This is a genomic window from Paenirhizobium selenitireducens ATCC BAA-1503 (assembly GCF_900492185.1).
In the GTDB taxonomy this organism is placed as follows: Bacteria; Pseudomonadota; Alphaproteobacteria; order Rhizobiales; family Rhizobiaceae; genus Allorhizobium; species Allorhizobium selenitireducens_A.
Map to the genome: position 1 here is coordinate 53,447 of NZ_UEYP01000018.1, position 16,893 is coordinate 70,339.

General features: G+C 59.0%; 18 protein-coding genes and 3 pseudogenes. 8 read left to right on the plus strand and 13 right to left on the minus strand.

What is annotated here, in order from left to right; all coding sequences use genetic code 11:
• Window positions 1–275: 275 nt before the first annotated feature.
• The 11 genes and pseudogenes from RHIZ70P_RS20370 to RHIZ70P_RS20410 all read right to left on the minus strand — a co-directional run bounded on the left by RHIZ70P_RS20370 (window position 276) and on the right by RHIZ70P_RS20410 (window position 8,332).
• The gene (locus RHIZ70P_RS20370; RefSeq protein WP_115672288.1) at window positions 276–560 is read right to left on the minus strand and encodes a copper-binding protein; all 285 of its coding nucleotides are present in this window, start codon (window positions 558–560) and stop codon (window positions 276–278) included.
• Window positions 561–578: 18 nt separating this feature from the next.
• Complete coding sequence (locus RHIZ70P_RS20375) at window positions 579–1,061, minus strand: cupredoxin domain-containing protein (protein ID WP_115672289.1); 483 nt, start codon at window positions 1,059–1,061, stop codon at window positions 579–581.
• Window positions 1,062–1,092: 31 nt separating this feature from the next.
• Window positions 1,093–2,451: a multicopper oxidase family protein gene (locus RHIZ70P_RS20380; RefSeq protein WP_115672290.1), complete on the minus strand. Its 1,359-nt coding sequence runs from the start codon at window positions 2,449–2,451 to the stop codon at window positions 1,093–1,095.
• 14 nt (window positions 2,452–2,465) lie between these two features.
• Window positions 2,466–3,350 (minus strand): annotated as a pseudogene (locus tag RHIZ70P_RS20385) (TolC family protein); the annotation flags it as partial.
• A gap of 32 nt (window positions 3,351–3,382) precedes the next feature.
• Window positions 3,383–3,554: pseudogene (locus RHIZ70P_RS23095) on the minus strand (ATP-binding protein); the annotation flags it as partial.
• 201 nt (window positions 3,555–3,755) lie between these two features.
• Window positions 3,756–4,679 carry a GGDEF domain-containing protein gene (locus RHIZ70P_RS20390; RefSeq protein WP_115672291.1) on the minus strand — a complete coding sequence of 308 codons (924 nt, stop codon included), beginning with the start codon at window positions 4,677–4,679 and terminating at the stop codon, window positions 3,756–3,758.
• Between the two features lie 521 nt (window positions 4,680–5,200).
• Window positions 5,201–5,920 carry a L,D-transpeptidase gene (locus tag RHIZ70P_RS20395; protein ID WP_235842293.1) on the minus strand — a complete coding sequence of 240 codons (720 nt, stop codon included), beginning with the start codon at window positions 5,918–5,920 and terminating at the stop codon, window positions 5,201–5,203.
• Window positions 5,921–6,015: 95 nt separating this feature from the next.
• Complete coding sequence (locus RHIZ70P_RS23340; protein ID WP_328588200.1) at window positions 6,016–6,327, minus strand: transposase; 312 nt, start codon at window positions 6,325–6,327, stop codon at window positions 6,016–6,018.
• A gap of 50 nt (window positions 6,328–6,377) precedes the next feature.
• Window positions 6,378–6,737 (minus strand): annotated as a pseudogene (locus tag RHIZ70P_RS23345) (YqaA family protein); the annotation flags it as partial.
• Complete coding sequence (locus RHIZ70P_RS20405) at window positions 6,727–8,046, minus strand: MFS transporter (protein WP_115672293.1); 1,320 nt, start codon at window positions 8,044–8,046, stop codon at window positions 6,727–6,729. The gene RHIZ70P_RS20405 and the pseudogene RHIZ70P_RS23345, both read right to left, overlap by 11 nt.
• A 10-nt stretch (window positions 8,047–8,056) precedes the next feature.
• Entirely contained in the window at window positions 8,057–8,332 is a 276-nt protein-coding gene (locus tag RHIZ70P_RS20410) for a metal-sensing transcriptional repressor (RefSeq protein WP_115672294.1), read from the minus strand.
• A 118-nt stretch (window positions 8,333–8,450) separates the two neighbouring features.
• On the opposite strand from RHIZ70P_RS20410, the gene RHIZ70P_RS20415 reads away from it, so the two are divergent.
• From RHIZ70P_RS20415 to RHIZ70P_RS20435, 5 genes are all read left to right on the plus strand, one after another.
• Window positions 8,451–8,798, plus strand: coding sequence for a hypothetical protein (locus tag RHIZ70P_RS20415; protein WP_115672295.1), 348 nt, complete (start codon window positions 8,451–8,453; stop codon window positions 8,796–8,798).
• A gap of 47 nt (window positions 8,799–8,845) precedes the next feature.
• Window positions 8,846–9,577, plus strand: a complete 732-nt coding sequence (locus RHIZ70P_RS20420; RefSeq protein ID WP_115672296.1) for a HupE/UreJ family protein — start codon at window positions 8,846–8,848, stop codon at window positions 9,575–9,577.
• A gap of 19 nt (window positions 9,578–9,596) precedes the next feature.
• Window positions 9,597–10,247 (plus strand): transmembrane anchor protein, encoded by a 651-nt coding sequence (locus tag RHIZ70P_RS20425; protein ID WP_115672297.1) that lies wholly within the window; start codon window positions 9,597–9,599, stop codon window positions 10,245–10,247.
• A gap of 468 nt (window positions 10,248–10,715) precedes the next feature.
• Complete coding sequence (locus tag RHIZ70P_RS20430; RefSeq protein ID WP_235842294.1) at window positions 10,716–11,099, plus strand: SOS response-associated peptidase; 384 nt, start codon at window positions 10,716–10,718, stop codon at window positions 11,097–11,099.
• A gap of 162 nt (window positions 11,100–11,261) precedes the next feature.
• Window positions 11,262–12,146: a hypothetical protein gene (locus RHIZ70P_RS20435; protein WP_181904085.1), complete on the plus strand. Its 885-nt coding sequence runs from the start codon at window positions 11,262–11,264 to the stop codon at window positions 12,144–12,146.
• A 160-nt stretch (window positions 12,147–12,306) separates the two neighbouring features.
• On the opposite strand, the gene RHIZ70P_RS20440 is transcribed toward RHIZ70P_RS20435, so the two are convergent.
• Together RHIZ70P_RS20440 and RHIZ70P_RS20445 are read right to left on the minus strand one after the other, a co-directional pair.
• Complete coding sequence (locus tag RHIZ70P_RS20440; RefSeq protein WP_115672298.1) at window positions 12,307–13,494, minus strand: MFS transporter; 1,188 nt, start codon at window positions 13,492–13,494, stop codon at window positions 12,307–12,309.
• Window positions 13,494–13,850 (minus strand): DsrE/DsrF/TusD sulfur relay family protein, encoded by a 357-nt coding sequence (locus RHIZ70P_RS20445; RefSeq protein WP_115672306.1) that lies wholly within the window; start codon window positions 13,848–13,850, stop codon window positions 13,494–13,496. Before RHIZ70P_RS20445 ends, RHIZ70P_RS20440 begins: the two co-directional genes overlap by 1 nt.
• A gap of 75 nt (window positions 13,851–13,925) precedes the next feature.
• Between RHIZ70P_RS20445 and RHIZ70P_RS20450 the strand changes: the two genes are divergently transcribed.
• From RHIZ70P_RS20450 to RHIZ70P_RS20460, 3 genes are all read left to right on the plus strand, one after another.
• Entirely contained in the window at window positions 13,926–14,594 is a 669-nt protein-coding gene (locus tag RHIZ70P_RS20450; RefSeq protein WP_210209766.1) for an ArsR/SmtB family transcription factor, read from the plus strand.
• Between the two features lie 244 nt (window positions 14,595–14,838).
• Window positions 14,839–15,750 carry a sulfurtransferase gene (locus tag RHIZ70P_RS20455; RefSeq protein ID WP_181904086.1) on the plus strand — a complete coding sequence of 304 codons (912 nt, stop codon included), beginning with the start codon at window positions 14,839–14,841 and terminating at the stop codon, window positions 15,748–15,750.
• A 189-nt stretch (window positions 15,751–15,939) separates the two neighbouring features.
• The coding region (locus tag RHIZ70P_RS20460) for an IS1182 family transposase (RefSeq protein ID WP_115672301.1) at window positions 15,940–16,893 on the plus strand (954 nt) is incomplete at its 3' end.

Here is a 16,893-nt window from a genome sequence, read left to right on the forward strand (position 1 = left end):
GGAATAGGCGACAAACCGCTCACCCTTCCTCGACCATCCGGTGCGCTTAGTCAGTCGCGTGTTCGTCGATGTTACATCGACGAAGATGAGTCGCGCCAATGCCTTGTTGAAGAACCGGGTTCGACGACACAGTGCAACAGAGTGCTCAGGACTGAAAGTACGAACTTTGGAAGGCCGTTTGCACGCCTTCAATATCTTGAATTCGCTGCCAGTCTATAAGACCAGCGGATCCACGAAGTTGGGGCGCAGATGGTCGATCCGCGCCCCGTTTCCGACTATTTCAGTTGCGTTACCATCAGCTTGCCATTGACCCTCTCGGCGACGAACTCGATATCGCTGCCCGGCTTCAATTTGTCGAGGATGGCCGGATCTTCGACCCGAAACACCATGGTCATGGCCGGCATGTCGAGCGACTTCAGTTCCTCGTGGATGAGGGTGACCTTTTTCGCCTTGGTATCGATTTTCTTCACCGTACCCCTGGTGAACTCCGCGGCGATTGCGCCGTAAGCAGTGCCCAACGCGACCACGGATGCGAGCGCGAGCTTTATGATCGTCTTCATGTCATGATCCTTTCGACATTACTTCTTGGCCACGGTGACGTCGCCGTGCATGCCGGCGTCGTAGTGACCGGGAACGAGGCAGGCGATCTTGAACGTGCCGTCATTGGTGAACTTCCAGATGATCTCGCCGGATTCGCCGGCCGCCAGGCGGATCGCGTTCGGGTCGTCATGTTCCATTTCCGGGAACTTTTCCATGAGGGCCTTGTGCTCCATCACCTTGTCTTCCTGATCGAGGACAAATTCGTGGTCGAGTTCGCCGGCGTTCTTGATGGCGAACACGATCGTCTGACCCTTGCGGACCGTGAAGGTGTTCGGCGTGAAGATCATCTTGCCGTCGTCCGTCTCCTTCATCGTAACCCGGATCGTTTGCGTCGCCTTCGCCTTGTTGCCGGGCTCGCCGACGGCCATGGCTTCGCCATGACCACCTTCATGTGAACCGGCGGCAAGCGCGGTAGTGGAAAGGGCTGCTGCGATCAGCATTGCTGTCAGTAGAGTTTTCATGCGGTCGTCCTTCGTTGGGGGAGGTTTTCGATCATCCTTGCTTCGAATGATCGCCGGTGATCTTGGTCTTTGCGTCCTTGGCCTTGGTCGTGTCGGGAAGCTCACCCGTCCATTCCCAGGCCTGAGTACCGGGCGGGTTCTCGTACCAGCCCGGATCTGCGTAATCGCCCGCGGATATGCCTTCGCGGACCTTCACAACCGAGAACATGCCGCCCATCTCGATGGGCCCGTGTGGACCCCATCCCGTCATCATGGGCACCGTGTTTTCGGGAATTTCCATCTCCATCTCGCCCATGTCGGCCATGCCTGCGGTGCCCATCGGCATATATTCGGGCTGAATTTTGCGGATCTTCTCAGTAACGGATTTCTTGTCGACGCCGATGAAAGTTGGGACGTCATGGCCCATCGCGTTCATCGTGTGGTGCGACTTGTGGCAGTGGATCGCCCAGTCGCCGAGATATTTGGCGTCGAACTCGTAGGCGCGCATCGCCCCGACCGGGATGTCGATGCTGACCTCCGGCCATCGCGCTTCCGGGCGCACCCAGCCGCCATCGGTGCAGGTGACCTCGAAGTCATAGCCGTGCATGTGGATCGGGTGGTTCGTCATGGTCAGATTGCCCACCCGGACACGTACGCGATCGTCCTTGGATACGACGAGCGGATCGATCCCGGGGAAAATCCGGCTGTTCCATGTCCACAGATTGAAATCCGTCATTTCCATGACTCGCGGGACGTAGGTGCCGGGATCGATGTCGTAGCCGCTTAGTAGGAAGACGAAATCCCGGTCGACTGGCATGAACGCCGGATCCTTCGGATGGATGACGAAGAAACCCATCATACCCATCGCCATCTGGACCATCTCGTCCGAATGGGGGTGGTACATGAAGGTGCCGGACTTCACGAGGTCGAACTCGTAGACGAATGTCTTGCCCACGGGGATATGCGGCTGCGACAACCCGCCGACACCATCCATGCCGGATGGCAGGATCATGCCGTGCCAGTGGATGGTTGTGTGCTCCGGCAACTTGTTGGTGACGAAGATGCGAACGCGGTCACCTTCGACCGCCTCGATCGTCGGCCCCGGCGACTGTCCGTTGTAGCCCCACAGATGCGCGGTCATGCCTTCGGCCATCTCGCGTTCCACGGGCTCGGCGACAAGATGGAACTCCTTCACGCCATTGTTCATCCTGAACGGGAGTGTCCATCCATTGAGGGTCACCACCGGATTGTAATCGGGTCCGGTCGTCGGTCGCACGGGCGTCTGAGTCGCCGCCGTCTCCATGATCGCGGCTTCCGGCAAGCCCATATTCGCGGTTTGACCCCATGCCGTGGAAGAGACGAGTGCTGCACTGGCCGCACCGGCTCCGAGGAACTGTCTTCTGTTGAACATTCTCGTGTCCTTTCTCAGTGTCCGCCGCTACTCTGGGCAGCCGCGGCGACCTCGGTTTCGCTGCCTGCGGCCCCCGCGCCGCCGCCATAGATGGCGGGCGCGAGATTGGCTTCGGCCAACCAGAAATCGCGTTTTGCATTGACGGCGAGGAGGATCGAATTGACCTTCTCCCGGCTGTCGGCGAGCAGTTCGAACGTGTTGGTGATCATGCCGTTGTAGGTCAGCAGGGACTCATCTTCGATCCTGGTTCGAAGCGGAACCACGCTGTTTCGATAGTGCCGGGCGATATCGTAGGTCGATCGATAGGCCTGGTATGCCGAACGAGCCTCGGAGCGGACGTTGACGGCTTTTTCGGCGAGCAGATTGGCGGCGCGCATGTAGGCGAGCTCGGATTTGCGCATGCGCGCTTTTCCGGTGTCGAAGATCGGAATGACGAATTCGAGCTCGACATTGCCGGTCGTTTGCTTGTGCTTCTCGCCATCCTCGAGTTCCCGCTCGGTCTCGAAGCCGGAGAGAATTTCGAGATCGGTGATGTAACGGGTCGCCTCTGTGAGCTTGAGCGATTTGGCGGTCGCATCCAGGTCGAGCTTGGCCATTTGCAGATCGACACGGCGTTGCAGGGCTTCCGCCTCGATCATGTCCCGCTTGATCAACGCCTTTGGAAGCTGCGGCAGGCGATTGGGGATCTGATAGTCGAGGTCGGCGCCCCACAATCCCATCAGCCTTGTCAGCTCTTCCTTTGCGAGACGGGCTTCAAGGCGAGCTTTCGCCGTTTGGCCGGTCAGTTCGGCATAGAAGACGTGTTCGCGCGCCTGGCCGCTCTTGGTCAGCGAGCCTGCCTCGCCAAGTTTCTGGGCGAGCTCCGAAGCCGCATCTGCCGCGGCCTGAGCCTGTCCGATTGAAGCCGCTTGGCGGTCAAGCTTGGGTTGTGTCAGCCGCGGTCACGGAACATTGTTCGCACGCTCTCGCCGGTCAGTTCGATGCGGTATGCATTATGAACGAGGCGTTCGAGGATGGCGTCGGCGATCGTCGGACAGCCGATCATGTCGTACCAGTTGCTCGACGGGCACCTGGCCGGTGACAATGGTGGATCGTTTCTCATAAAAGCTGCTGCAGCTTGGTTCGAGACAAAACCCAGGTGAATAGAACCGCACCACCCCGATCTGTTGCACAGACCTGAAAGCTCCGCTTCGCGAGGTCGATCACAGGGATATGTAACTGTGTCATCTGTCTTCCCTCTGTGAGCGCCACCATGGCACTAAGCATGGCATCATGCCGACGCCACCGAAGGGGCATCCGCCCCATCAGTTCAGTTCCGTGCCTACGACCTTGTTGCGGCCCAACGCTTTCGCTTTATATAGTGCGTGATCTGCGCGTGTGATAAGCGAAGGTAACGTGAGCTTTGCATTCTCGCTGCTCACAATACCTGCACTGACGGTCATATGCAGCTCTTTTCCCAAGGCGTCGCCAAACGGGAATTCGGCGACATCACGCCGAATTCGCTCCGCCGTCCATCTGGCATTGCCACCAGCTACATCAGGCAAGAAGACGATGAACTCCTCTCCACCCCAACGACCGGCAAGATCGTGATTTCGGACAGAACTTCGGATGATCTTAGCAAACTGACTGATGACGGCATCTCCGGCGTCATGTCCGTAGGTATCGTTGACTGACTTGAAGTGATCGAGGTCGAAGAGGATCAAGGAATATGATGAACCGTGTCTGTTCCTGATTGTGATCGCGTGCTCGGCTATTTCCTTAAATGCCCGCCTGTTCAGCAGACCCGTCATGGGATCTGTTTCGGCAAGCCGCTTCAGTTCGCGTTGGTAACTCGCTACATCGGATATATCGCGAATGACCGCAATCATCATGAGACCAGCTTCAGCCTGTGTTCGAAGGATTGTGACGCCCAAGCTCACTTCTGAACCGTCTGCTCGCCTTCCAACGATGTTGGTGTCTCGCTGTCCCATGTATTGCGCGTTAATCTCCCCAATCGCAAATTGGCGGATATAGTCCCCGTGCCGTTCCCGCAGTCGTTCTGGAAGCAAGACCTCAAGGGATTTCCCGAGCAACTGGCCAGGTTGCCAGCCGAATATGGACTCGGCGGCTGGGTTGCAGAGGCGTATGATGCTTTTGTCATCAATCCCGATGATGCCATCAGCGATTTCAAAAAATATCTTGCGATAGATATCTGCCGACTCGTTTTGCAAAGTGCTGGTCAGAAGCATATTTGTAACAACTTTAATCTCCGACGCAGCGCCTTGACCCTCAATTTAAACGGAAGGGCATGCTTGAGCATAACACCTCCGGCCCGAATACTTCTCACTTTAGTCGAAACTAGGCGCCTTTTGCAGCAGCGGCTGCATCGGTTCATAAGCAGCCATAAATGACTATGCACTCTTAAAAATACATTAACATTTATACATGCGCACCAATTTCGGCCCAGAATTAAATTCCAGGCAATTTACAGCGACCTTTTTTGACAATTTAGATGGTAAAACAACCATCCATGCTCACCGAAGTCGCTCCGAGCTCGGCGGCTTGGCGTGTCCCCGATGATCCAGCGCAGGCGTTCCGATCTCGCATTGAGCAAGATCGACGCCAAGCGGGAAGATGTCAGTCGAGCACGTTTGAGTCTCCATGGAACGGCAACGCGGTTCTATCCGATAAGCCGAAGTGAGCCAATGCAAGTATAGTCATGAGTTTGGAATTTTTTTAGCTTAAGATGTCGTCCTGTATGACGACCGACCTATCCGACCGCGAGATGCGACATGGTCGGGTCCGGGATGACGATGATAGGGCTGCCGTCACGAACCTCATCATAAAGATGGATGACGTCCTGATTGATCAGCCGAATGCAACCTGACGAAACGGCCTTGCCGATCGAAAAGGCCTCTGGCGTGCCATGAAGCCGGTAGAGCGTGTCACGCCCACCCTCGTGGATGTAGAGGGCGCGAGAACCAAGCGGATTCTTGAGCCCCGGGTTCATGCCGCCGTTGGCGATGCTATAGGGCTCAAGCTCCGGTTGACGGGCGACCATGCTGTCGGGCGGAGTCCATCGCGGCCATTTGCGCTTGTAGGCGACGATAGCCCGTCCCGCCCAGGCAAACCCCTCTCGACCGACGCCGATACCATATCGCGTTGCGCGGCCACCCGGTTTGACATGGTAGAGATACTTTCCGGGTGTATCGACGATGAGCGTTCCCGGACGCTCTTCGGTCGGATAGTCGATGTCCGTTCGCCAGAATCGCTGGTCGAGCTGCTTGATATTGACCGCAGGGATCGGGAACTGCTCGTTCTGAACAGCTGCGTACATCAGAGGAACCACTGGCTCCGGCTCGACCTCAACGACCGGCGCCGTTACCGGAGCCGGCTGCCGCGTGGCTACGCAGCCCGCCAGTGTAAAAGTGCTCGCGCCGACGAGAAACGCACGTCGGGCCAGCGGCTTGGATAATGTCGTCCTACTCAATTGTCTCTCCACCTTCTGAATCGTTTTGGCCAGGAGGCTAATACTCCCTTCCCACCTTAAGCCAGCCTTAAGGCCAGAACTAAAGCGGGTCGCATTTATTCTGCCTCATATCCTGAGGCCTTGAAGAAGTTTCGGCATTCGGCCACTGAGAAGAGGCTGGTATTGTCGCCGAGCGCTTGAGTGATCGCGTGGAAGCTGCGGGCGGCCCGCTTTCTGAGCAGCGCCTTGAGTTTCGAGAACGCCATTTCGATCGGATTGAGGTCCGGTGAATAGGGCGGCAGGAAGAGCAGCCACGCGCCTTTGGCCTTGACCAGTTTCTCCGCCCATTCGCTTTTATGGAAGCCGACATTGTCGAGGATACGACGTCGCCTGGCGATAGCGTCGGCGCGAGTTGGGTCTCTACCCAGGCTTCGAAGATGCGGCTGTTCATCGGCGCATCAACGATGAAGGGGGCCGTCAGGCCGTGGCTAAGCACGCCCGCGACAACGGTGAGCGGGTCGCCGTTGACTGGAACCCAGCTTGCCAGCAGGGACCACTTTCCATAACGCCGGTACCAACCCTCAGCCTTGTCGAGTTTTTCCGGCGAGACCGGGAACCATCGACTGTCGCGGTAGTGCTCGATTCCGCGCCCCAGTATCCAGTTGACGACCGAACCCAGCACATTGCCGAGGCTCGCAACGCCAAGCAGTGTTACAAGGGGGTACCGATCCGCAACGATCATCATGGCAAGCACCGCCTCCGATTGTGCCGGCAGAATCGTGGCCGCGAGAAACGCAGCGGCGAACAGGCCGGTATAGGCAGCAAGGTCAGTGTTCACGCGGCCAGTCCGGATGCAGCCGGTCGATCATGAAGGCGTGGCTGTGTCGATGCCCATTTCGATGATGACCCTCCATCAAATGGGGATCGTTCTCTGCCAGATCGTCATGGCTGTGTTCGATGTCCGCCTCGTCAGAGGGCCGCCAGACCCGGACTGCGGCGATAAAACCAAGGCCGGCCAAGATGCCAAGGACCATCGCCGTCCACGAGAGGCCAATGGTTGCGCCGAGCCATCCGGCGAGTGGATAGGTTATCAGCCAAGCCGCATGGGACAAGGCGAAATGGGCGGCGAATAAGGCCGGGCGATCCTCTGCATGGGCGGACCGGCGCAACAACCGGCCGGACGGTGTCTGCACGATCGAATAACCGAGCCCGATCAGTAGCCATACCCTTTGTAGCGTCGCGTAATTGCTGACGAATGCCGTCGTGAGCAGCCCGGCGATCAGGATAGCGGCTCCGGAGAGCATCACCGGACGGTCTGCAACGCTGTCGAGTAGTCTTGGCAGCGATAGTGCCGCGACCATCGAGCCGCATCCAAAGGCGGCGAGCGCCAGCGCCGTATCCGATTGCGACAGCCCGAGATTCGCCTGGACGAAGACGACGGTGTTGACGATGACCATGGCGCCCGCTGCGGAAACGGTGAGGCAGAGCGCCAGAAGGCCGCGCAGTCGCGGGGTCGCCAGATAGAGGCGAAGGCCGCGGGTGGTCCGCTCATAGATGCTCCGGCGCTCCTTCGCAGGATGGCGCGGCAAGACCACGGACACCACCAGGGCCGCAGACGCCAGAAAACCCACGACAGTGCCGGCAAAGAGGGAATGAAAGGATATGACCGTTAGTAGCGCTGCCGCCAGCATCGGGCTGACGAGGCTTTCGAGATCGTAGGCGAGCCTCGAAAGCGACAGGGCACGGGTGTAATCCCTCTCGTCGGGCAGGACATCGGGAATGGTTGCCTGGAAGGCCGGCGTGAAGGCGGCGGAGGCTGACTGAAGCACGAAGATCAGCACATAGACCTGCCAGATCTCGGTCACGAAGGGCAGGCACAGCGCCACGGCTGCCCGCACCAGATCGAGGCTGACCAGCATGGCGCGGCGCGGCAGGACTTCTGCGAAAGCCCCGGCAATCGGTGCGACCGCGACATAGGCGATCATCTTGATGGCGAGCGCCGTTCCCAAGACCGCGCCGGCCCGGTCTCCGGCAAGGTCATAGGCCAGCAATCCGAGCGCCACGGTCGCGAGCCCCGTTCCAACGAGCGCGATCACCTGCGCCAGGAACAGATGCCGGTAGGTTCGATTGGCTAAAACGCCCAGCATGGCGGCTCCCTCAGAGATATTTGGTGATCGCCTTGAACTCGTCGATCGACTTGCGCTGCTCGCGGTCGAGCGCGCCGACCGTTTCGTCGAGGCAGTGGTCGAGATGATCCTGGATCAGTGTGCGTTTGGCGTTTTCGACCGCCTTCTCCACCGCATGAAGCTGCTGGGCGATGTCGAGGCACGGCTTGCCGGCATCGATCATGGCGATCACGCTCTTCAGGTGGCCCTCGGCCCGCTTCAGCCGCTTGACGATGTCGGGATGGGATTCGTGTCGATGCTCTGTCATGGTTATTCTTCCTATCCCCCTGGAGGGGATATCTCAACGCGCTTTCTTGTTTCCGTGGCCAATCACGTCTATCTGCTTGTCCATGCTTCTTCGCGACAGGAAACGATTCGGGGCCGTGATGACGACCGTGCTGGCTATTTTCGCCACGCTCGTCTTTGCCTTCGTTCCCGCAGGGAGCCACTCCCTCAGCCTGCATTCTCAAGGGTTTGCAATCGCGAACGACGCGCATGCCCACGACAACGGCGGCCATTCGCACGACGATGATCTGGACCTCTCCATGGGCGCTTCCGATGCGGTCGATCACCATCACGCCGATCACACCCACGAAAAGGTGGGCCTGGTGGCTGCCTTGGATGACGTGCTGCGCACCGGCTTGCGAGCCAGTTATCGCATCGTCGATTTGCATCCTGACGGCGGGCCTCCTTACGGCATCCACCGGCCTCCACGCTCCATGAACCTCGTCTGACCCACGCCGCATTCTGCGGCCGGTTCAACTCGTTCACGGACATATTCATGAATACACTTCTTCGCGGAGGCGTGTCGCACGGGCAGTCAGCCCGCCGCACGCTCGCCTATCTGACACTTGTCGTCCTGTCGCTGCTGTTGCTTGTGAGCACGGCCGCGGCCCATGCCGTCGCCGAAGGCGACAAGGGCTACATCCAGGAGATCACCGGGGTTCATTTGTTCCCCTTCGTCTATCTGGGCGCCAAGCACATGGTCACCGGCTACGACCATCTGCTGTTCCTGTTCGGCGTGATCTTCTTCCTCTACCGGCTGAAGCACATCGCCATCTATGTGAGCCTCTTTGCCGTCGGTCATTCGACGACGATGCTGCTCGGGGTCTATTTCGGTTGGAATGTCAGCGCCTATCTGATCGACGCCATCATCGGGCTCTCGGTCGTCTACAAGGCGCTGGACAATCTAGGCGCCTTCCAGCGATGGCTGGGTTTCCAGCCGAACACCAAGGTCGCCACGCTGATCTTCGGCTTTTTCCATGGCCTCGGTCTCGCGACCAAGATCCTGGAATATGAGATAGCCGCCGATGGCCTCATCCCCAACCTGCTCGCCTTCAATGTCGGCGTCGAGATCGGCCAGCTCATCGTGCTCGCCATCATCCTGATCGCCATGAGCTACTGGCGCAAGACCTCCGGTTTCATGCGCCATGCCTACACCGCCAACGTGCTGATGATGACCGCCGGCTGGCTGCTGGTCGGCTATCAGATCACCGGCTACTTCGTCTCCTGACCCAACAAGGATAAATCATATGTTCAATTCGCAAGCTCCCAATCCAGACGACCTGCCGTCCTCCAGGCAACTCGTCAAATCGACGGTCATCTCCGTCGTTGCGGCCGCAGCCCTTCTCGTTACCGTCGTCATGCCGTCCGAATACGGGATCGATCCGACCGGTGTCGGTTCGGTCATGGGCCTCACCGAAATGGGTGAGATCAAGACGCAACTCGCCGAAGAAGCGGAACTCGACCGGCAGAACAGCGTCACGCAGCCGACCCCCGTGCAGACCACCCCGCAGCAGGGATCGAATATCCTTGACCGGATCATCCGCGAGTTCGGCGTTTCGGCGGCCTATGCCCAGGATGCCATGCGGACAGACGAGATGTCGATGACGCTCCAGCCCGGAGAGGCAACCGAAATCAAGCTGACCATGTCAAAGGGTGCAAAGGCCGCATACGAGTGGACGACGGAAGGCGGCGGCGTCAATTACGACATGCACGCCGATGGAAACAACGGCGAAACCACCAGCTACAAGAAGGGTCGTGCCGAGCCCACGGACACTGGCGAGATGGAGGCGGCTTTCGACGGGAAGCACGGATGGTTCTGGCGCAACCGGACCGGTGGCGCAGTGACGATCACTTTGAAGACCAATGGAGCCTATTCCGAGATCAAGCGTGTGATGTAACCGCAAAGGCCGGCGGATCCGCTCCGCCGGCCTACTCTACACCCGTTATGGGTATGGCCCTCGTGAAGTGCATTGATACGGCGCCGAAGCTATTTACCGTCTAAAGGCCCTCGGGGTTGTCTTCGCTGATGCAGGATCTAGTTCCATAATCGAAGATAACACTAAAAGTTCCATAATCTATCTTATGAGATTTTAGTTAACCTACTGATTTAAATAAATAAATAGCGCTGTCTAAGGGGCGGTCCCATGCTTAGTGGAGCCCCTCCTCCGCTTACACCGCACCCTGAATGTGGGGGTGGATTGATCAGGTCTGGCCCACTCTTCCGGCCAGCGTCCTTGTGAACTTCTTTGTTCCGATGCTCCAGCCATTGAAAACTGCGCCCCTCACCGCAATTGTGGAGACTAGGCTTTATGACTGCATGTGCTTCGACGCCGGCGGTGTCAAAGTCAGCAGCAAGGGACAGTCGCATGTGTGGCCGCTTCACCAATACGATGACTTGGGCTGAGATCCACGCCCTCTATAGTATCCACGATAAGGCTCCGCCTCCGTCAAACATGCCGCCGCGCTACAACATCGCGCCAACGCAGAACGTTTATTTTGCCCAGAAGGGCAAAGCCGGCGATCTCGAAATCGGCTACGGGCGCTGGTGGCTGGTCCCCTTCTTCGCGAAAGAGATGCCGAAGGCGGCAATGTTCAATGCCAGGATTGAGACCGTCGACACTTCAGGAGCGTTCCGAGAGCCCTTCAAGTCGAAGCGCTGCCTCATCCCGGCCGATGGCTATTTCGAATGGACGACCAGCGAGGAGGACGGGAAGAAGGACCCATGTCCTGCCGCCGCAGATCAGCATTGAGGAAGCAGCGGCCCGCCTGAGCGTCTGCAAGCCGGTTCTTGATCCGGCCTTTGCCAAGGCGGACGAGCATTCCCCCAATGGGGTTATCCTGGGCGGCGCGTTGATCGGGTTTCAGACCCGCATCACCCGCGCTCACCCAACCGTCATGGCGGGGGTAGTCCGATGATCATTGCCGTTGTCGAGGACCGCACCCTGTCCATTCTCGCCGGAACCTTTGCCGCGACCATCGCGGCGAAGGACATCGAGTATTACTTCCATGCCCTCACCCATTTTCCGGAGCGGCGCACCCTGTCCGAACTGGAGGGGCTGGCAGAGCGCCTGAACGGCTTTGCCGCCTGCATGGTGGAACTGTGGGAGCAAGCAAAGCTGCCCCTGCCGGACGCCGAACTAGAGGCGTTCGCCCGCCGTTATGTCGAGGTCACCCGCAAGTATTGGGCAGCGGAAGGCCGCTGCATGAACTGGTTTATCACCGGTCCTGCCCGCTTTCCCGTCGCCCGCAACGAAAAGCGGATGCGAGTATCAGACGCCCGCTGTGCTGATATCTCGACCCATATCGAGACTGCGAAAAAGGCAGTGAAGCGCAAGGCGTTTCCCCATGGGGCCGATGATGAGCCGATCCGAGCCAGTGATCCGGCCGCCATGCAGCGCATCGCTTCGCGGATCGAAGACCTGGCCCTGTCCATCAACCGGATGAAACGAGCGAATATCATAATTCGCCGGATGGAGAAGGATCAGGCGAGCGAAGCCGGCATTCTGGCCCGCGTGGTCGCAGAAACCGGCATGGACGAGGAAAGGGCATCGCGTGGCGTCACGCTTGGCCCTTGGCAGCACCGGCGCGGCTTTTCCACGACCAACACCCGCGCCGAGCTGCGCCGTATGCAATCCCGCCTCGCTTCGCTGACGGCGATGAAGACTGGTGGAGTTAATTGTTGGAGGCTGCAGAGTTCGAATTGCATCTGGATATGCGGCGAACGCTTCTCCCGGCGGAGAACGTTGGCTATCAATTCTTTGGTGTCGATGACCGCAATTGACGCGAGGCTGACGTGACCGCTGTCGGCCCCAAGCGGACGTTACCCAAATGACGCGGGGATGTCTGCTTTGACTGGGGAAGGTCGAAGGACGTTGCAGAAAGACAGTTTCATACGCGCCGTACTTTTGCCCCTGTGAGTATGCCGGGACCAGTGGTTTTCTGTGGCGTTGATCCTTCTTACGCTACTTCCACCTGCCTGTGCCTATAGCCGAGCCAGAGTAGCGAGGCAGCCGCCACTGAGAGCCACGGCAACAGCACGAGGTTGAGGACCTGCCAGCCCAAGACCTGCAGCAACGCGCCTGCGCTGAAGGAGCAGGCAAGCCCAACCACGAAGATCGTCATGTCATTGGTGGCCTGCGCCCGGCCTCGTTCAAGGGGGGTGTATGTGGTTGTCAGCAGCGTCGTCCCACCGATGTAGAGGAAGTTCCAACCGACTCCCAGCAGGACGAGCGCCCCCGCGAACGAACCAAAGCCGGTTCCGGTGAGGGTGGCGATGACATGGCCCGCCAGGAGCAGGACTCCGGTCAGCATGACGCGAAGGACCCCGAACCGCGCGATCAACGATCCCGTGAAGAAGGACGGCAGAAACATCCCGAGCACGTGGAGCTGGATGACCATTGCAGTCGTCGACAGTTCGTGCTGGTGATGGACCATGGCCAGGGGAGTTGCGGTCATGGCGAGGATCATCACGCCATATCCTGTCGCCGCTCCAAACAGCGCCACAAGGTAGGCAGGCTGGGACACGATAGTGAAGAGCCGCCGTCCCTCGACGGTCGCGCCTGGCTCTTTCGCGGGTGCAGGCACGCGCAAGCTCGCAAGCACCACAGCACCAAGCAAGGAAACCAGGGCAAGCAACAGAAACGAGCCAGCGTACTCTGCATTAAACAGCTCTGCGCCGAAGCGCCCCACCATTGGTCCCGCCAGTGCCGCGACAACGCCGCCCGCGAGGACGAGCGATATTGCACGGGGCTTGAACGCATCGTCAGAGACCTCGCCCGCCGCGAACCGGTAGAACTGCGCGAAGGCCTGGTACGCGCCAACAAGCATCGTCCCCAGCGACAGCAGCAGAAGGGAGCCGATCCAGATACCCGCTGCAGCAGTGATACCTCCGGCGACACCGAGAAGTGCACCGAGAACGAAACCCGTCCGTCTGCCGACGCGTGTCATCCACGCGGAAGCCGGAAACGTAGCAGCAGCGGTTCCGAGGAACATCGAGGCGATTGGCATGGTTGCGAGTTCCGGACGCGATGCGATCATGCCCCCGGCAAGTCCGCCCACAGTCATCACCATGACAGAAGCCGTCTGGAAAAGTGCCTGAGCTGCGGCGAGCAGGAACACCTGCCGGTGCATTGGGCGGCGCAACATCAGAACACCAGAACCTTCTCCGCCGCGACTGTGGCGGCGGCCAGCTCATCCATGGTGCTGCGGCGAGCACCCTGCAAGACATCGTCATCGGAAATGCCACGGGCGTCCATGCAGGTGCCGCAGAGCAATACCTCGCCTCCGGCGGCGATTAGCCGCGCCAGCATCCGTTCCATGTTATAGTACCCATCGGGAGTCCTCTGGCCCGTCTTTGCAGCCGCTACGGCATCAGCCATCAAGAAGACGGACACACTCCCGCTTACATCGGCCTTACGCAGAGCGTTCGCGAGACGAAGTGCATTGTAGCAGCGCTCTGTGCCATAGGGTGGATCGTTGAGAATGAAGAGGGTGCTCGGCATGGCTTGCTGCTCCATTGCGGCTTGTGGTAACTTTCATTCAATAACATAATGGAATGATTGTGCGTAGGAGATGCCGTGACGTCAACCATTAATCCGAAGCGGGCGCTTTTCGAGCAATTCGCACAGGTGGCGAAGGCGCTGGGAAATCCAGTGCGGCTAGAATTGGTGGAGCATCTTGCGCAAGGTCCACGGAGCGTGGAGGCGCTGGCGGCGAAACTCGGGCAAACCACAGCCAACGTGTCACAGCACCTTCAGGCGATGCGCAGGGCGGGGCTGGTATCGTCTGAACGGGATGGCAAGTTCATCAACTACCGTCTGGCCGACGAAAGCGTTCTAGCTGCCTTCGCCGCCATTCGCACGGTTGCGGAACGCCACTCGGCGGAAGTCGAGCGCATCGTGCGCGGTTGGTTTGACCAACGCGACGAGATGGAACCCGTTTCCCGCGCCGAACTCGCCGCCCGACTGGCCGACGGACAGGTCACGGTCATCGATGTGAGACCACCGGACGAATACGCGATGGGACACCTGCCGGGCGCGATCAATGTGCCCCTTTCCGACTTGGAGCATCGTGCTGCGGGCTTCGACTCCGGACAGGAGATCGTCGCCTACTGCCGAGGTCCTTGGTGTGTCATGTCCTTCGAGGCTGTAGCGAAGCTTCGCCAGATTGGATTCAGCGCCCGCAGGCTGGAGGACGGACTGCCAGAGTGGCGAGCTGCTGGGCTGGCGGTTGAAGCGCCAGGCTAATGGGAGTCTCTGCAGATTTGGGACACGGTATGCTGATGCTCCGAGACCGCACAGACAAACATGACCGCAAGGTTGAAAATATCATTCAAAACATAGCTTGAATGATATATATATCGTCCGTCCGGTTTCCTCGTCCGCCCCTTCCTGGCGTTCACTGAACGGTAGATGCTGTGTCATGCACAGTAGCTGACCACGGTTGGGAGGTGTTCGGAAGCTCGGCCAAATGAACAGGGAGGACCGTATAATGATCAACAAATTCTTCGCCGGTAGCATCGCGATGCTCTTGACCGCATTGCCGGTGCTCGCCGTAGAACTGCCGGGACCGCTCGTGTCGACGGAATGGCTGGCCGAGCATCAGGACGATGTGCTGGTGGTCGACGTCCGCAATGACGATACCAGTTACTTCGAAAGCGGCCATATCCTGGGTGCCATCCCGCTGGACTTTCGCAAGGCACGGGGTCTGCAAACCGAGGATGGGATCGAACTCGACAGTATGAACTTGTCGGCCGCCGATTTCACGGCACTGATGCAGTCAGTGGGATTGGACAAGGGAAAGCCCGTTGTTCTCACGCACAGGGGGCGCGGTGCTGACGATGTCGGCTATGCCGCCTACGTGTACTGGCAACTGAAGTATTACGGGCACGACAACGTTGCGCTGCTCGATGGCGGAACTGATCGGTGGATATCGGAAGATCGTGAGTACTGGGGTGAGGAAGAGGATGCCGAGCCCGGCGACTTCCAGGCAGCCGATCCGCGCCGGGAACTCCTGGCGGAGACCGCTGACGTCAGGCAGATGGTGGAGGACGAGAATGCCGACATACTGGACGCGCGTTTCTTCAGCTTCTACGTCGGGATGGACAAGCGAGACAACATCGCCAAGGCGGGCCACATCCCAACAGCGACAATCTTCCCGTTCGACGCGAACTTCGACAGCAGCGGCGGCTTTCGCTCGATTGACCAGTTGACTGCGGCAGCTACGGCTGTGGGGCTTTCGGCACAGCGTCCTGTCACGACCTACTGCAACTCGGGCCATGTTTCGGCGATCTCCTGGTTCGTGCTCAAGGAGCTGCTCGGCTACCAGAATGTCACGCTGTATGATGGCTCGATGCAGGCGTGGGCGAAGCATGACCTGCCGACCGAAACAGCGCTGAAGTAGCTGGATGGCGCAGGACAAACTTGCGTCATCCAACCATTCTGTTGTCAATGGAACTTGGCGACGCCCAGCCGAAATGTAGGGTTGGCGTCGCCAGATGTCCGCTTGTGGCGGATACCGTTGAAAAAGTCGGCGTTGCTGTCGGTGCAAAGTTCTGATTCACTCCTTCTAGGGATTTAGGAGGTTGTGCCGATGATGGGCGAGCGAATAGTGGTGCAGGAAGCGCTGTTTTACGGGTTCAGCATCGAGCGTCACGTCCCGGCGAACCATCTTCTGCGGTCTATCGACCGCTTCGTCGATCTGTCTGGCCTTCGGACTCACTTGCGCCCTTTCTACAGCGAGATCGGGCGGCCCTCGATCGATCCGGAACTGATGATCCGCATGCTGATCGTTGGGTACTGCTTCGGAATCCGTTCGGAGCGTCGGCTGTGTGAGGAGGTACATCTGAACCTCGCCTATCGCTGGTTTTGCAGGCTCGGCCTTGAAGGCGATGTCCCGGATCACTCGACTTTCTCCAAGAACCGGCATGGTCGTTTCCGGGATAGCGATCTGCTGCGCGAACTGTTCGAGACGACAGTAAGGCGTTGCATCGAAGAGGGCCTTGTCGGCGGCGAAGGCTTCGCCGTCGATGCGAGCCTGATCAAGGCGGATGCCAACAAACAGCGCTCAGCGGAAGGATCGGAAGCGGTCGACTGGGAAGCTATGGCCGAGACCCGCCGCTCGGTTCAGGAATATCTCGATACACTCGATGACGCAGCATGGGGTGCGGCCAGCGAAGCAAAGCCGAAGTTCGTATCGAGGTCGGACCCGGCAGCTCAATGGACCGGAGCGATGAAAGGCCACGCCTTCTTCGCTTATGCTACCAACTATCTGATCGATTTGGATAATGCCGTTATCGTTGATGTCGAGGCGAGCCGTGCGATCCGGCAGGCCGAGGTCGGCGCGGCACGCACCATGATTGACCGTACCCAGGATATCTTCGGTCTCTATCCGGAACGGCTGGCTGCCGACACCGCCTATGGTTCGGCAGAGATGTTGGGCTGGCTGGTCCACGAGCGCGGGATAGAGCCGCATATTCCCGTCTTCGACAAGTCCGAACGGCGTGATGGCACATTCGAGCGCGCCGACTTCACCTATGACCACGAG

Excerpts from the sequence above, each read along its gene's own strand:
- RHIZ70P_RS20435 (WP_181904085.1), top strand. The coding sequence starts at position 11,262 with ATGATCATTGCCGTTGTCGAGGACCGCACCCTGTCCATTCTCGCCGGA.
- RHIZ70P_RS20370 (WP_115672288.1), bottom strand. The coding sequence starts at position 560 with ATGAAGACGATCATAAAGCTCGCGCTCGCATCCGTGGTCGCGTTGGGC.
- RHIZ70P_RS20405 (WP_115672293.1), bottom strand. The coding sequence starts at position 8,046 with ATGCTGGGCGTTTTAGCCAATCGAACCTACCGGCATCTGTTCCTGGCG.
- RHIZ70P_RS20410 (WP_115672294.1), bottom strand. The coding sequence starts at position 8,332 with ATGACAGAGCATCGACACGAATCCCATCCCGACATCGTCAAGCGGCTG.
- RHIZ70P_RS20440 (WP_115672298.1), bottom strand. The coding sequence starts at position 13,494 with ATGTTGCGCCGCCCAATGCACCGGCAGGTGTTCCTGCTCGCCGCAGCT.
- RHIZ70P_RS20445 (WP_115672306.1), bottom strand. The coding sequence starts at position 13,850 with ATGCCGAGCACCCTCTTCATTCTCAACGATCCACCCTATGGCACAGAG.
- RHIZ70P_RS20415 (WP_115672295.1), top strand. The coding sequence starts at position 8,451 with ATGACGACCGTGCTGGCTATTTTCGCCACGCTCGTCTTTGCCTTCGTT.
- RHIZ70P_RS20375 (WP_115672289.1), bottom strand. The coding sequence starts at position 1,061 with ATGAAAACTCTACTGACAGCAATGCTGATCGCAGCAGCCCTTTCCACT.
- RHIZ70P_RS20430 (WP_235842294.1), top strand. The coding sequence starts at position 10,716 with ATGTGTGGCCGCTTCACCAATACGATGACTTGGGCTGAGATCCACGCC.
- RHIZ70P_RS20420 (WP_115672296.1), top strand. The coding sequence starts at position 8,846 with ATGAATACACTTCTTCGCGGAGGCGTGTCGCACGGGCAGTCAGCCCGC.
- RHIZ70P_RS20425 (WP_115672297.1), top strand. The coding sequence starts at position 9,597 with ATGTTCAATTCGCAAGCTCCCAATCCAGACGACCTGCCGTCCTCCAGG.
- RHIZ70P_RS20390 (WP_115672291.1), bottom strand. The coding sequence starts at position 4,679 with ATGCTTCTGACCAGCACTTTGCAAAACGAGTCGGCAGATATCTATCGC.
- RHIZ70P_RS20380 (WP_115672290.1), bottom strand. The coding sequence starts at position 2,451 with ATGTTCAACAGAAGACAGTTCCTCGGAGCCGGTGCGGCCAGTGCAGCA.
- RHIZ70P_RS20455 (WP_181904086.1), top strand. The coding sequence starts at position 14,839 with ATGATCAACAAATTCTTCGCCGGTAGCATCGCGATGCTCTTGACCGCA.